This is a genomic window from Maledivibacter sp. (assembly GCA_025210375.1).
Lineage (GTDB): Bacteria > Bacillota > Clostridia > Peptostreptococcales > Caminicellaceae > JAOASB01.
Genome location: JAOASB010000016.1, coordinates 43,728 through 57,730 on the forward strand (window position 1 = coordinate 43,728; position 14,003 = coordinate 57,730).

The following is a 14,003-nucleotide window of genomic DNA, read 5'->3' on the forward strand; positions in this document are numbered from 1 at the left end:
TTATGACCTCCTTAATTTCTCTACACAATCTTTAAAGTGTATCCCTCTCACTTCATAGCTTTCATACATATCCCAGCTTGCACATGCCGGAGACAATAGTACCGTATCTTTTTCCGTTGCTTGTTCATAGGCCTTTTCCACAGCTTCTTCCATGTTTTCAACTATAAAAATGTTATAAAACCCGTATTTTTCAGCGGTCTTTTTAATATTAACCGCAGTTTCTCCCAATAAAACCAAAGCTTTAACCTTGCCATCAAAGGCCTCAACAAATTCATCAAATGAGCTTCCTTTATCCATGCCTCCAGCTATTAAAATCAATGGTGCCTCAAGCCCTTCTACAGCCTTTATAGAAGCATCTGGGTTCGTTCCCTTTGAATCATTGTAGAATTTAATGCCCTTAATCTCACCTATGTATTCAGTTCTATGTTCAACACCTTTAAAGCTTTGTAAAGTATATTTAATTACTTCCTTTTTTATTCCTGCCTTAATGGCAAAAGCTACTGCAGCTAGTGCATTTTCAAGATTATGTTTTCCAGATATATAAATATCATTGACATTACATATAATTTCTTTTTTCTCATTAAGCTTAACAACTATATCATTATTCTCTAAACAAACGCCTTCTTTTAAGATTTCTTTCCTACTAAAGAATATTACTTTGCAGTTAGCCTTGGAAACCAATTTTCGTGTGACATCGTTGTCGTAATTCAGTATCAAGATGTCGTTTTCATCTTGATTTCTAAAAATATTTGCCTTTGCTTCTATATAGTTTTCCATCGTTTTATGGCGATTTAGATGATCAGGTGTTATATTCAATATTGCTGAGATTTTAGGCTTGAATGCTTCTATGGTTTCAAGCTGAAAACTACTGACTTCAGTTATTAAATTTGTATCCTCCGTTGTTTCTAACGCCTTAGAAATAGCAGCTAAACCGATATTCCCCACTACAAAGGTTTCAAGGTCTGCATTCTTAAATATTTCACCGACAAGAGCAGTTGTTGTTGTTTTTCCATTAGTCCCTGTTATAGCTAAATATTTTCCTCTACTTAGTCTATATGCTAACTCAAGCTCTCCTATTATCTTTTTCTTTTCTTTTCTAGCTTTTTCTATGAATCCTAAATCTGTAGGTACCCCGGGACTTAAAACAATCAAATCATACTCATGTATTTTTTGTGGATGCGAACCAAGGATCACTTCATCACAGATATCTTCGATTTCCCTCAATATATCCTTTAGCTTTTCCTTTGATTTGATATCATTTATGGTAACCTTAGCTCCAAGCTTCGATAAAGCCTTTACTGTAGGAATGCCAGATTTAGCCATACCTACCACTAGAACTTTTTTATTCTTTAGCTCCATTATATTCACCGCCCTTTTCCCCTTACTAAAGTCCATATAATCCAATAATACATAACACCAATGTAACACTCCAAAAAACAACTACTATTTTTGTTTCCTTCCAACCCGATAACTCAAAGTGATGATGCAATGGACTCATTTTAAATATTCTCTTACCAGTCGTTTTAAATGAAATAACCTGTATGATAACCGATAGGGCCTCTGCAAAATATATTCCTCCCACAATAGGTATAAATAAAGTCATATTCATTAATATGGCAACAGATGCTATTGCCCCTCCTAAGGCCATAGACCCTGTATCTCCCATAAAAACCTTTGCAGGATAAGCATTAAATCTTAAAAACCCTAAGCAAGCTCCTGTAAGGGCTGCAGAAAATCCTGCTATAGTAGGATAGCCCAAATTTAGTGCAACTAAACTAAAAAATGAAGATACTATCAATGTAACCCCTGAAGCCAATCCATCCAGCCCATCGGTCAGATTGACACTATTTGTTGTTGCCACAACTACAAAGGCTATAAAAGGAATATAAAGAAAGCCTAAATCTATATAATTGTTTATAAATGGAATCAAAACTCTAGTCCCATATATAGATACCTTTGATTGATATATGGCTATTATTACTGCTATAGTTATCTGTCCAATTAGCTTCTGATATGCTTTAAGCCCCAGATTACGTTTTAAAACAACTTTAATAAAGTCATCAATAAATCCTATTAACCCAAAGCCAATGGTAGAAAATAGAACTATGTACAAATCCTTATTTAATTTTCCAGAGGTTAGTGTTGTTATAAGTATTGCAGCAATCATTATTAAGCCGCCCATTGTTGGAGTCCCAGATTTAGAAAGATGAGACTGAGGCCCTTCCGCCCTAATACTTTGTCCAACCTTCAGTCTTCTTAAGAAGGGGATTATAATAATTCCTAAAATTAATGTAAGAATAAATGATATAGTTATTTTAGCTATCAGTGGTTTGTAATAATTCATCTATTTATCTCCTCTCTTGTAGATACTGTACAATTTCTTCCATTTTCATACCTCTAGAAGCTTTTATAAGCAGTACATCTCCAGACTCTTTTATTATATCTAATAGGTTATTAGCGGTAGTATTATCTGCTAATGCAAAGGTTTTATCCTTTGAAAATCCACTTTCTATAGCACCCTTAACTATGTTTTTAGCACTATCGCCAACAGTGATAAGCAAATCAATATTTTTCTCAAATACTATTTTCCCCACTTCACTGTGGGCCCTCTCAGAATAATCACCTAGCTCAAGCATATCTCCAAGTACAGCTACCCGTCGTTTCCCCTCCATGTTTTCTAGAACATTTAAAGCCGCCTTCATTGAATCTGGATTAGCATTGTAGCAATCATTAATTATTCCTATCCCTTCATCAGTATTAATGATATTTAACCTCATCTTGCCTCCGTAAAAGCTACTAAGTCCTGCTTTAATTTTTTCAATAGATATATTATAGTGAATTCCAACGGCTATTGCCAAAAGAGCATTGTTTACGTTATGGATACCAGGTACATTGAGCTTGAAATCATGAATTTCTTCATTATATAAAGCCTTGAACTCAATACCTTTGTGACCTAAATTTTTTATTTCCGTTACTGTTATATCATTAGATTGATTTAATCCAGTCAGCACTTTTCTATATTTAGTATTTATGTCATTTACAGTGGATAGGTAGCCATCGTCTCCATTGAGTATTAACGTACAGGCTTCATCCATATAACTACTCAGTTCCATCTTCGCATTAAATATTTCTTCCTTTGAACCAAGATTTTCAATATGACATATACCTATATTAGTTATTACCCCAAGTTCTGGCTCCGTAAGCTTTGCCAAAAGATCAATTTCTCCCCTATTACTCATTCCCATTTCCAAAACTACTATTTCATGTTCTTCTTTAATATTAAGAAGAGTAAGGGGCAATCCAATATGATTATTAAAATTACCTTCATTTTTTAAAACATTATATTTCTGTGAAAGTACACTATAAATCATTTCCTTTGTGGTTGTCTTTCCCGTACTTCCTGTAACTCCAACTACTGGAATATTCGCTTCATTTAAAAGGTATTTCGATATATCCTGTAATGCCTTTAGGGTATCTTCTACCATTATTATGTATTTACCAGGGTATTCCTTTATATTTATTTCTCTACTTGTTAGAACTCCATATGCTCCGGCCTTTAAAGCACCATCTATAAAAATATGTCCATCAAACCTTTCTCCGATTATAGGAATAAAAAGATAATCTTCTTTAATATCCCGTGAATCTATGGATATTCCTTTGAACTCAACATCCTCTTTTCCACATAAAAGCTTCCCACCTGTAGCATTTAATATATCCTTTATATGAAACATTAGTTTTCCTCCCTTAAAAACTCAATAGCCACTTCTCTATCATCAAAATCAAGAACTTCATCATTGATTATCTGATAGGTTTCATGTCCCTTCCCTGCTATTAATACTATATCGTCTTTTTGTGCCCTACTAATGGCAATTTTTATTGCTTTCCTTCTGTCTATAACGGCATCATATTTATTTTTATCTTGACCCATTCCCCGTAATATGTCTTCTACTATCATATTAGGATCTTCTGTACGGGGATTGTCGTTGGTAACAACTAGATAGTCTGCCATATCATATGCGATTCTACCCATTATAGGCCTTTTAGAAGAATCTCTATCGCCACCACAACCAAATACTACTATGACTTTCCCTTTAGCAAATTGATTAATGGTTTTCAGAACATTTTCCAAAGCATCGGGGCTATGGGCATAGTCAATTATAACACTTATGCCCTTATTATTTTCAACTGGTTCAAATCTTCCACGAATAGGCTTTATGGACTCAATTCCCATTGATAATTCTTCGTAGCTGTATCCCATGGAGTAGCATACCGATATAGCCGCTAGTATATTATAAATAGAAAATAATCCAGGTATATTTATTTTAACGGGGCCTGAATACCTAGGTGTCACAAGCTTAAATTCAGAAGAAGTAACACTCATGCTTATATCCTCAGCCCTTATATCACAGGCATTATCTATGCCATAGCTCAAAACCGGTGTATTAAGATTTTTAATTTCATTATATATCCCTTTTCCATACTTATCATCAATATTAATGATATTAAAATCAGATGTTTTATAAAACAATTTGATTTTAGCATTCCTATAGCTTTCCATATCCCTATGAAAGTCTAGATGCTCAGCGGTAAGATTAGTAAAAACTCCTATATTAAATTTAACATCTTCAACCCTTTTAAGGTCAAGTGAATGGGATGATACTTCCATTACACAAAGATCAACATCCTTTTTCACCATTTCATTAAATAAGTACTGCAATTCCAAGGATTCAGGAGTTGTATTTGATGTTTTATATTCTTCATCAACTATTTTATTTTTCATAGTTCCTATTATGCTAGTTTTTTTGTTATTTGCTTCTAGTATACTAGTAATCAGATATGTAATGGATGTTTTACCATTTGTTCCAGTAATACCCACAGTATTGATTTTCCCACTAGGACTATTATAAAAGTTTGCAGAAAGCTTTGAAAGCACATTTCTAGAGTCTTCTACCCTTATAACTGATATGCCATATTCATCTATAATATCCTTAATATTCTTCATTTCTTTTTCAATAATAACTACACATGCTCCGTTTTTTATAGCACCTTCAATATATTTATGCCCATCGGTCTTTAATCCAATTATACAAACAAACAAGTTCCCCTTCTTAACTTTTCTAGAATCGTAGGCCACTCCTGTAATATCAATATCATTATCTCCATAAACCTCTAGGGCTTTTATTCCCTTCAATAAATCACATAATTTCATCTTTATCTCTCCTAGTTTTATAAAAATATAAAAAGATATTTACTATAAAATTTCAATTAAAATTAAGGCACATTCAAAAAATAAACTAGTCATCTTACTCGTCCTTTTAATTCTTTTCTCCTAAACTCAGTCACTTACATACAGTAAGTATGCCCGTGACTGAGTGACTAGAAAATAATCAAAATTACTTCGTAACCTAACTTGTTTATTTTTCTCATATGCCTAAAGTCAAAGCCTTAATTCAAATTGCCCTCATAACTAGCTAATTCTTATTAATTATATCATAAATGTAGGTTTAACTTTACTCTGATTCTTCTTTTACAAATAAATATATAAATGATTTTTCATACACTTCACTTCCCGGCTTAGGAAATTGATCTATTACCACTGCATTGCCGCCGCTTACAGTTATCGGTTCAGTACTAAAGTCCAGCTTGTTATCAGAAAGTATTTTTGATGCTTTAGATAACTTTAGGCTCCTAACCTCAGGTACAATAACCTTTTGCCTTTGGAACCTTGCCTTCTCCTCTTCATTATACTGAGGTTCTACTTCCAAGTACCTTAAAGTGTCCCTCAATATCTCATGGGCAGCTGGCGCAGCGATTTGACTACCATAATGAATGCCCTGGGGTTCATCAATAATAACAATAACAGCCACCTTTGGGTCATTTATTGGAGCAATACTGACAAATGAAGAATACACACTGCCCTTTGCATACCTTCCGTTTATAACCTTATCGGCTGTTCCCGTTTTGCCTCCAACTCTGTATCCAGGTATATATGCCTTTTTACCTGAACCATCTGAAACTACCGACTCCATTATCAATCTCAATTCCTTTGCAGTTTTTTCAGAAACTACCTGTCTAACAAATTGAGGCTCATATCTATGTATTACATTACCAGAATCATCTGTTAACTCTTTTACAATTTTAGGCTGCATAAGCTTTCCATCATTAGCAACACTAGAAATTGCAGTTATAAGCTGTATAGGCGTAACAGAAATACCTTGACCAAAGGATATTGTTGCTAATTCCACCGGTCCAACCCTTGACAACCTTTGAATAATCGCATTTCCTTCCCCTGGCAAATCTATTTCCGTTTTGTCTTTAAATCCAAATGCATCAATGTATTTATAATATTTTTCAGCTCCAAGTCTTTGTGCAACCTCTATAAATACAGGGTTACATGAGTTTTGAACCGCTTCTGTAAAGGTCTGATCCCCATGGGGTCTATAATGTCTCCAGCATTTAATTTTCTGTCCTGCCACTATGGCGTATCCCGGTGAATAAAAATGGGAATCCGGCTCTATAGCCCCTTCCTCTAGCCCCGCCGCAGATGTTATCAGCTTAAAGGTTGAACCAGGTTCATAGGTATCACTCACCATTGGATTTCTCCACATTTTGTTCCATAGCCTTTGTTTTTCACTTGTATCTAAGGCTTCATAATTTTGCTTTTCTAGCTCATCTAATGGAACCCTTGGAGTATTTGGATCGTAATCTGGTTTAACAGACATGGCCAGTATATCTCCAGTTTTTGGTTCCATAACAATTGCCATTACTCTTTTACCATTGGTTTTAACTAAGGCATTTTCGATAGCCTTTTCAGTGAAGTGCTGAATTACCTCATCAATAGTTAATATAACATTAAGTCCATTTACAGGCTCATAGTATTTTTCGATTCCATAGGGAAGCCGCCTTCCAGCAGCATCAGTATTCTTTATCCATCTACCAGGCAATCCGCTTAACACCTTGTCATACTTAAGTTCTACCCCGGATAAACCTTGGTTGTCATCTGTAGTATGGCCTAATACATGGGCTGCAAAATTTCCATAGGGATAAAATCTTTTAAAATCTTGAGCAACCTGAATTCCCTTTAGTTTTTCTTTTATAATTGCATTAGCCTTCTCTTTATCTATCCACTTAGCTATTCTAACTAGTCCTTTTTTTTGGGAAATATTTTCAAGAATTTTTTTCTCATCTATTTCAAGTATTTCAGATAGGCTTTTTGCGACTTCTTCCTTATAATTAACTTCTGACTTAGATTTGATTTCTGCGGGAGTAGCCCATACAGTGAATGTAGTTACACTAGCAGCTAATTCCTTTCCATTTCTATCATAAATTGTTCCCCTTTTAGATGTTATAGGAACATCCCTTGTCTGCTGCTGAATCGCCAGCATTCTAAATTCTTCTCCATTTACTATTTGAATCCATCCTAGTCTAACTATCAATGCAAAGAAAATCAAACAAACAAAAAACAAAGCAAAAACTAATCTTTTTTTATTAAGAATACTTGGATTTGTCAATCTTAATCCTCCTTAAACAAGCTAATCTAATAGAGAGTATATTTTCTGTATGGAAGCTTTAAGGTGTTTGAATATATTTCTATCCTTCTTTTGTGCTTCTTGGCTTTGCTCATTGCTATATGTGTTTTCTTCAAGAACTGTTAAATCCAAATCTGAAGAATTATTTATACTTAAGAATACCATCTGTTCATATTGTGGATACTGCATTTTCAATTCGTTCAAAGCGGCTTCTTCTATTATATCCGATCTTGTTAAACTATCGTACTCAACTTTTTTATCCTGTATGTGATTTTCAAGCTCCTTTATTTGCTTATTTAGATTATGCACTCTATATTCTGCTTCAGTTATAGCTGTATACCGAAGCAGAATAAATATTAAAGACGATGATATTAGAAGCACCCAAAACATAACAGCAATCTTTATAAAAAGATTTTTGTCTTTCTTGTTTACTTTCTTTGTTTTAGTTTTTATATCTTGATTTAAATTAACATTATCATCGTAAGAATACTTTTTCTCAGCTACTAACAATGTATTCTCCCCCTTTAATATTTAGAACATTAAATCCTTTCAGCTACTCTAAGCTTAGCACTTCTAGCTCTAGGATTGTTTTCTACTTCCATATCCGAAGGATATATTGGTTTTCTAGTAATCACCTTTAGCATTGGTTTATTATCACACTGACATATAGGTAATTCCGGTGGACAAATACAACCCTTGCTAAGGTCTCTATAAACATTTTTTATTATTCTATCTTCTAATGAATGGAAGGTAATTATACTTATTCTTCCTTTTTTCTCTAATCTTTCAGATATATCCTTAACGGTTCTTTCAAGTATTCCAAGTTCATTATTCACTTCTATCCTTATGGCTTGAAACGTTCTCTTTGCCGGGTGAGGGCCATTTCTTCTTGCTCCTGCAGGTATTGCTCCCTTGATTATGTCCACTAATTCACCTGTAGTTTCAATGTCCTTATCCTTCCTTGCCTCAATTATAAATTTTGCAATCCTTGAGGCCCATTTTTCTTCACCATATAGTTTTATGACTTTATTTAATTCCTCTTCCGAATATGTATTAACCACCTCTTTAGCAGTTAAGTCCTTTTTTCTGTCCATCCTCATGTCAAGCTCTGCATCCTGCATATATGAAAAACCTCTTTCACCTTTATCCAGTTGGTAAGAGGAAACACCTAAATCCATTATCATCCCATTGATTTTTTCAATGCCTAAACTATCTAATATACCTTTAATATTTGAAAAATTGTTGTTTACGAGCTTCAGCTTATTTGAAAACCTTTTTAATTTTTCCTTTGTAAATCTTAATGCATCTTCATCCTGATCTATACCAATCAATAGACCATTATCGTCAAGCTTGGAGCATATAAGCTCAGAATGTCCTCCTCCCCCTAAAGTACCATCAACATATATACCGTCGGGCTTTATATTTAAATTTTCTACGGTTTCATTTAATAGCACCGTCTCATGTTTGAATTCCATATTATACCTTCCCTCTCTATGGTTGTAGGTTTATTCTGATTATTAATTTACGGCTCTTAACCTACAGGCTTTAACCTTTTATATACCTAAATCTGCCATTTGCTCAGCTATATCACCATAACTAATATTTGCAGTATCATTATATTTATCCCAATTGTCTTTACTCCATATCTCAATCCTCGTTGAAACTCCAATTATTGCTACTTCTTTTTCAAGTTGGGAGAATTCCCTTACATTTTGCGGGATCGTAACCCTCCCTTGCTTATCCAGACTACATTCCGTTGCACCAGAAAAAAACAATCTAACAAATGCCCTAGCATTTTTATTTGTGAGGGGTAATTGTTTTAACTTATTTTCAAAAATATTCCATTCTCTTTCAGGAAAAACGAAAAGACAATTATCAAGCCCCTTTGTTAAAAAGAACCTTTCCCCTAATTCTTCTCTGAATTTAGCTGGAATATTTATTCTTCCCTTTTTATCAATTGTATATAAGTATTCCCCAATAAACATAAACTTCACTCCACTTTAAGGGAAACTAACCCACCATTACCCACTTTTGACCACTAATAGTTTAATTCTATAGTAATATGTCTTTTCCTTCTTATTTTTTAATTTTTTTTCTAGTATTTTTGTACTAAATTTGACAAGGGTTATGGAACTACGTACTTAGGTCTAATGATGTAATAAACTAATTTCCTATATGATATATATGAAATTCTACAAAAAAATAAAGGTGTACCACTTAAGGTACACCTCAGATTGTTGACAAAGTCAACAAGATGTCAGGCTGTTGAGAAATCCGAAGTTCAAGGCGTGCTGAAACCGAGAGACCGCAGCGTATACAGACATACGTAAGGGTTCTTGGTTGAAGTAACAACGAAGAAATTCGGGTTTGTCAACAGCCTAAAGGTGTACCACTTAAGGTACACCTTATATCAAGGTTTCTTTACTCATTTTTACTAAAGATTGACTTTTATAAGAGTGTCTATTTCATTACTAATAGTTAAAACATCTTGTAAATCATCGCACTCCACTACGTCATCTAATTTCTCTTGCAAGCTATGTATTTCTTCCATAGAAGTACTAAGATGTGACATACTTTCACCCCAAATTTAAAATATTATATTATCAACCGACAGATTTTGTTAATATGATACTATAAATGGCATTTAATGTCAATAACTACTTTTTTACAAAATCATTTCAATTCAGTTACAATATGAGATTCATTCAAATTACTTTCTTCTCTTTCTTAATAAAATATATGTAAAAGTTAATACAAGTGAAAGACTTAAAACCTGTGCAACTCTCAGAGGCCCAAGCATTAAGCTATCAGTCCTCATACCTTCAATGAAAAATCTTCCAATGGAATAAAGTATAAGATATAGAAAAAATACCTCACCATTAAATTTCTTTTTCTTTTTATATATCATCAAGAAAATAAAAATCATAAAATTCCAAATAGATTCATATAAAAAGGTCGGATGAACCTTTATGCCATCAACTACAATTCCCCATGGCAAGTCCGTAGGTCCACCGTGGGCTTCTTGGTTGATAAAATTTCCCCATCTACCTATTGCTTGACCTAAAATTAAACTTGGAGCAATTATATCAGCTAACTGCCAAAATTTTAATCCTTTAACCCTCGTAAAAATTATCCCAGCTATTACGCCTCCAATCACTCCACCATGAATAGCTAAGCCACCTGCTCTAATGTTTATCATTTCCATTATATTTCCATTATAATGACTCCAATTAAAAATCACATAATATAATCGTGCCCCAACTATTGCACAGGGAATCATAACTATAATAAAGTCTAATATTAAATTTTCATCTAAGCCAAGGCGTTTTGATTCTTTAAGTGCTAAAATAGTACCTAGTACCATTCCTAAAGAAATCAATATCCCATACCAGCGTACTGCGATACCAAATACTTCAAATGCAATTGGATCCATTATACTCACTCCTCAATTTCAAGTTCAAAGCTGTAATTTCTAATTTTTAAGTTGAGGGTCATCCTTAAAAGAAATAGCTTACAAAAATTTAGTTGCCATGGCAAGGCAACTGAGGCATATGAAAAAAATAAACAAGTCAGGTTACGAAGTAATTTTGATTATTTTCTAGGCACTCAGTCACGCTCATACTCACTGTATGCAAGTGATTGAGTTTGGGCGAAAAGAATCAAAAGAACGAGTAAGATGACCAGTTTATTTTTTGAATATGCCTAAATTTATTATACACATACATTATTGATATTTTCAAGCTATTTATTAGGTTTAATCAAAGATAAAACACTTTTATCAAGATTAAAATGATCATTAAATCTTTTTGAAACACTTTCAAAGTCTAAATTTGTGAGTTCAGTAATATAATCAAAAAGATTTATTCCTTTGAAATAATATGAAGTAAAGGTATTTCCAATGAATTCAACTGAATTATAGGAACTAATATGCTGTCCAATAGACTTTTTCTTAACCCTTTCAAAGTCTTCTTTATTTAAACCATTACTCTTTATTCTATTTATTTCTTCTGATATGATTTCATAAATTTTTTCAGGATGCTTTGACTCTCCCCCAATAATTGAATGTCCATAGGAGATATCAAAGGTATACTCACTTTCAAAATTCTCATTTATCAAACCATCATCATATAATTTTTTATACAGTTTAGAGCTGCTGCCAAAAACCGTATCCAAGATAACTCTAGTTTGTATATCGTTTCTTAAAAGATCTTTGCTGTGAATAAAATTATTCGTATTTTTAAATGCAATATTAAACAAAGGCATAGAAACCGATAGTTTCTCTTCTATCCTCTTTTCATATACATCATTTTGTTCAGTAGGCAAAATTCTCTCAACTTCCCCTTCAATCCTCTTAAAGGTTGGCTTTAGATTCCTTTCTATAGTGTTACATGTCTCATCAACATCCACATCTCCAACTACAAATACCACCATATTATTTGGAACATAAAATGTGTTATAGCATTTATATAACTGTTCCTTATTTATCCTATATATACTATCTACAGTCCCTGCTATATCAATTTTCACTGGATGATTAGCATATAAACCTCGGAGTCCATTGAAAAACACCTTCCAATTTGGATTATCCTCATACATCCTTATTTCCTGCTCAATTATACCTTTTTCCTTTTCAACATTCTCATCGGTTAGATATGGAGATTGAACAAAATCAATAAGTATACTAAGATTTTCATAGAAATTATCAGTACAGGAGAATAAATAACATGTGGAATTAAAATTGGTATATGCATTTACACTAGAACCCAATTTTGAAAATCTTTCAAAGACACCACCCTCTTCACTCTCAAATAGCTTATGCTCCAAAAAATGAGCGATGCCCTCGGGCACTTCAGTGGTATTTTTATCCCCTGGAACAATAAATTTATTATCTATGGAACCATATCGGGTCCCAAATATAGCATATTTTTTAGTATAATCCCTTTTAGGAAGCACAAATATCTCAAGTCCATTTTCTAATTTTCTAAAGCTTATTTTTTCCTTAAGTATTTCACTATATATTTCTTTTTGAACCATTATCTTCCCTCCTCTTCTTTACTAAGGAAGTATATTGTATCTAATTCAAATTTCTTTCCAGCTGCTAGTATAGATTCTTTATCTGCCGATTTAATTTTTTCTATTATATTCTCTATATTATCAAGTGAATCACTTAAAATTTGAGAATATAGAAAGTCCATGAGAACATTTGGAGTATCAGTTAAGGACTCTATAGAAGTAATAATAGATTTCTTGGCAATATCAATGTCTTCCTCAGTAAAATTACCATCCTTTAGTGAATCCACTTCCTCAATTACTAGCTTTTTAGTTTTCTCAAAGTTTTCAAACTCAACACCACTACCTACAAGCATAATTGATTTAAATTTGTCAATTCTAGAAAAGATATAGTAGCAAAGACTCTCCTTCTCCCTTACATTTTTAAAAAGCTTTGAATTAGGTCCGCCTCCCAAAATATTTGAAAATATTATAGAACTTTCATACAATTCACTATCATATGGAATATTTGTCCTATATCCGAGGGTCAGTTTACCTTGATTTATGTTAAATCTATCCTCTGCTTCTTTTATATCTGTAATTTTCTTTGATATCTCTTCCCTAGGCATAGTTATGATATCGTCTCTTTTAAATTGTAGTGTCTCTTTAAAAAGCTCTTTTACTTTATCCTCCTCAACGTCACCTACTATAAATATGTCCATAGGAGAAGTGCATAAAACATTTTGATAATATTCATATAAACCTTTTTCATCAATCTTATCTAAATCCTCTACACTACCATATTCATATATGCTGTAATTCTCATCCTCACACATTACCTCAACGCATCTATCCACTGCAAATCTCATTTTATCATTAATTCTACCTTCAATTTTTTCCCTTAGATTAGCCTTTTCCTGTAGGAAACTTTCCTTTTTAAACCCACCATCATGGATAACCTGCTTATTAAGCACTCCATTGATTATTTGTAGTCCCTCTTTTAAAATATCCTTGTTATTAATATACTTACTATTTGGAAGCTGCATTTTAATCTTCAATATATGCTTTTCACCTTTTTTGGCCACATCACTAATCAATATCCCGCCATATAAATCCTCAAGTTTTCTATTAAGCTCAAGAAAAGAGGGATATTCCTTTATTCCCTTTGTTAAAAGCATAGATAACAAAGCATTTTTTGTGGCTTCTTCTTTTTTCAAGGGTCTTCTAATATATACACCTATCAAATTTGTTTTAAATTTATTAGATTTTATAACATGTAATCTAACAGATTTACTTAATTCCGTTTGCTCAAGTATTTTTAGCAATTCATTACCTCCCTTTTATAAATGTATTTCCCTTTACTATTGTGTTATAGAGATTCCAGTCAAAACCTTAATTTTTACTATGAAAACCCTATATATTATCTACAGATACTTTTATTATGTTATAAAAACAAACATAAAATTCATGAATTTACCAAAAATT

At 32.9% G+C, this 14,003-nt stretch carries 12 protein-coding genes; all 12 read right to left on the minus strand.

The window, feature by feature from the left end:
• A complete protein-coding gene (murD, locus tag N4A68_05645) occupies positions 1–1,359 on the minus strand; it encodes a UDP-N-acetylmuramoyl-L-alanine--D-glutamate ligase (GenBank protein MCT4563788.1) in 1,359 nt (452 codons plus the stop codon).
• 25 nt (positions 1,360–1,384) lie between these two features.
• Complete coding sequence (gene mraY, locus N4A68_05650) at positions 1,385–2,344, minus strand: phospho-N-acetylmuramoyl-pentapeptide-transferase (protein ID MCT4563789.1); 960 nt, start codon at positions 2,342–2,344, stop codon at positions 1,385–1,387.
• A gap of 4 nt (positions 2,345–2,348) precedes the next feature.
• Positions 2,349–3,731, minus strand: a complete 1,383-nt coding sequence (locus tag N4A68_05655) for a UDP-N-acetylmuramoyl-tripeptide--D-alanyl-D-alanine ligase (GenBank protein ID MCT4563790.1) — start codon at positions 3,729–3,731, stop codon at positions 2,349–2,351.
• Positions 3,731–5,209, minus strand: coding sequence for a UDP-N-acetylmuramoyl-L-alanyl-D-glutamate--2,6-diaminopimelate ligase (locus N4A68_05660; protein ID MCT4563791.1), 1,479 nt, complete (start codon positions 5,207–5,209; stop codon positions 3,731–3,733). The genes N4A68_05655 and N4A68_05660 overlap by 1 nt, the downstream gene beginning before the upstream one ends.
• A gap of 301 nt (positions 5,210–5,510) precedes the next feature.
• Entirely contained in the window at positions 5,511–7,511 is a 2,001-nt protein-coding gene (locus tag N4A68_05665) for a stage V sporulation protein D (GenBank protein ID MCT4563792.1), read from the minus strand.
• Between the two features lie 21 nt (positions 7,512–7,532).
• Positions 7,533–8,039: a hypothetical protein gene (locus tag N4A68_05670; protein ID MCT4563793.1), complete on the minus strand. Its 507-nt coding sequence runs from the start codon at positions 8,037–8,039 to the stop codon at positions 7,533–7,535.
• Between the two features lie 29 nt (positions 8,040–8,068).
• Positions 8,069–9,004: a 16S rRNA (cytosine(1402)-N(4))-methyltransferase RsmH gene (gene rsmH, locus N4A68_05675; GenBank protein ID MCT4563794.1), complete on the minus strand. Its 936-nt coding sequence runs from the start codon at positions 9,002–9,004 to the stop codon at positions 8,069–8,071.
• 78 nt (positions 9,005–9,082) lie between these two features.
• Entirely contained in the window at positions 9,083–9,514 is a 432-nt protein-coding gene (gene mraZ, locus N4A68_05680; protein ID MCT4563795.1) for a division/cell wall cluster transcriptional repressor MraZ, read from the minus strand.
• Between the two features lie 449 nt (positions 9,515–9,963).
• Entirely contained in the window at positions 9,964–10,101 is a 138-nt protein-coding gene (locus N4A68_05685; protein MCT4563796.1) for a hypothetical protein, read from the minus strand.
• Between the two features lie 138 nt (positions 10,102–10,239).
• A complete protein-coding gene (gene lgt / locus N4A68_05690) occupies positions 10,240–10,962 on the minus strand; it encodes a prolipoprotein diacylglyceryl transferase (protein ID MCT4563797.1) in 723 nt (240 codons plus the stop codon).
• A 308-nt stretch (positions 10,963–11,270) separates the two neighbouring features.
• A complete protein-coding gene (locus N4A68_05695) occupies positions 11,271–12,563 on the minus strand; it encodes an insulinase family protein (protein MCT4563798.1) in 1,293 nt (430 codons plus the stop codon).
• Positions 12,563–13,843 (minus strand): insulinase family protein, encoded by a 1,281-nt coding sequence (locus N4A68_05700; protein ID MCT4563799.1) that lies wholly within the window; start codon positions 13,841–13,843, stop codon positions 12,563–12,565. The genes N4A68_05695 and N4A68_05700 overlap by 1 nt, the downstream gene beginning before the upstream one ends.
• Positions 13,844–14,003: the final 160 nt, after the last annotated feature.

Excerpts from the sequence above, each read along its gene's own strand:
- murD (MCT4563788.1), bottom strand. The coding sequence starts at position 1,359 with ATGGAGCTAAAGAATAAAAAAGTTCTAGTGGTAGGTATGGCTAAATCT.
- mraY (MCT4563789.1), bottom strand. The coding sequence starts at position 2,344 with ATGAATTATTACAAACCACTGATAGCTAAAATAACTATATCATTTATT.
- N4A68_05655 (MCT4563790.1), bottom strand. The coding sequence starts at position 3,731 with ATGTTTCATATAAAGGATATATTAAATGCTACAGGTGGGAAGCTTTTA.
- N4A68_05660 (MCT4563791.1), bottom strand. The coding sequence starts at position 5,209 with ATGAAATTATGTGATTTATTGAAGGGAATAAAAGCCCTAGAGGTTTAT.
- rsmH (MCT4563794.1), bottom strand. The coding sequence starts at position 9,004 with ATGGAATTCAAACATGAGACGGTGCTATTAAATGAAACCGTAGAAAAT.
- mraZ (MCT4563795.1), bottom strand. The coding sequence starts at position 9,514 with ATGTTTATTGGGGAATACTTATATACAATTGATAAAAAGGGAAGAATA.
- N4A68_05685 (MCT4563796.1), bottom strand. The coding sequence starts at position 10,101 with ATGTCACATCTTAGTACTTCTATGGAAGAAATACATAGCTTGCAAGAG.
- lgt (MCT4563797.1), bottom strand. The coding sequence starts at position 10,962 with ATGGATCCAATTGCATTTGAAGTATTTGGTATCGCAGTACGCTGGTAT.
- N4A68_05695 (MCT4563798.1), bottom strand. The coding sequence starts at position 12,563 with ATGGTTCAAAAAGAAATATATAGTGAAATACTTAAGGAAAAAATAAGC.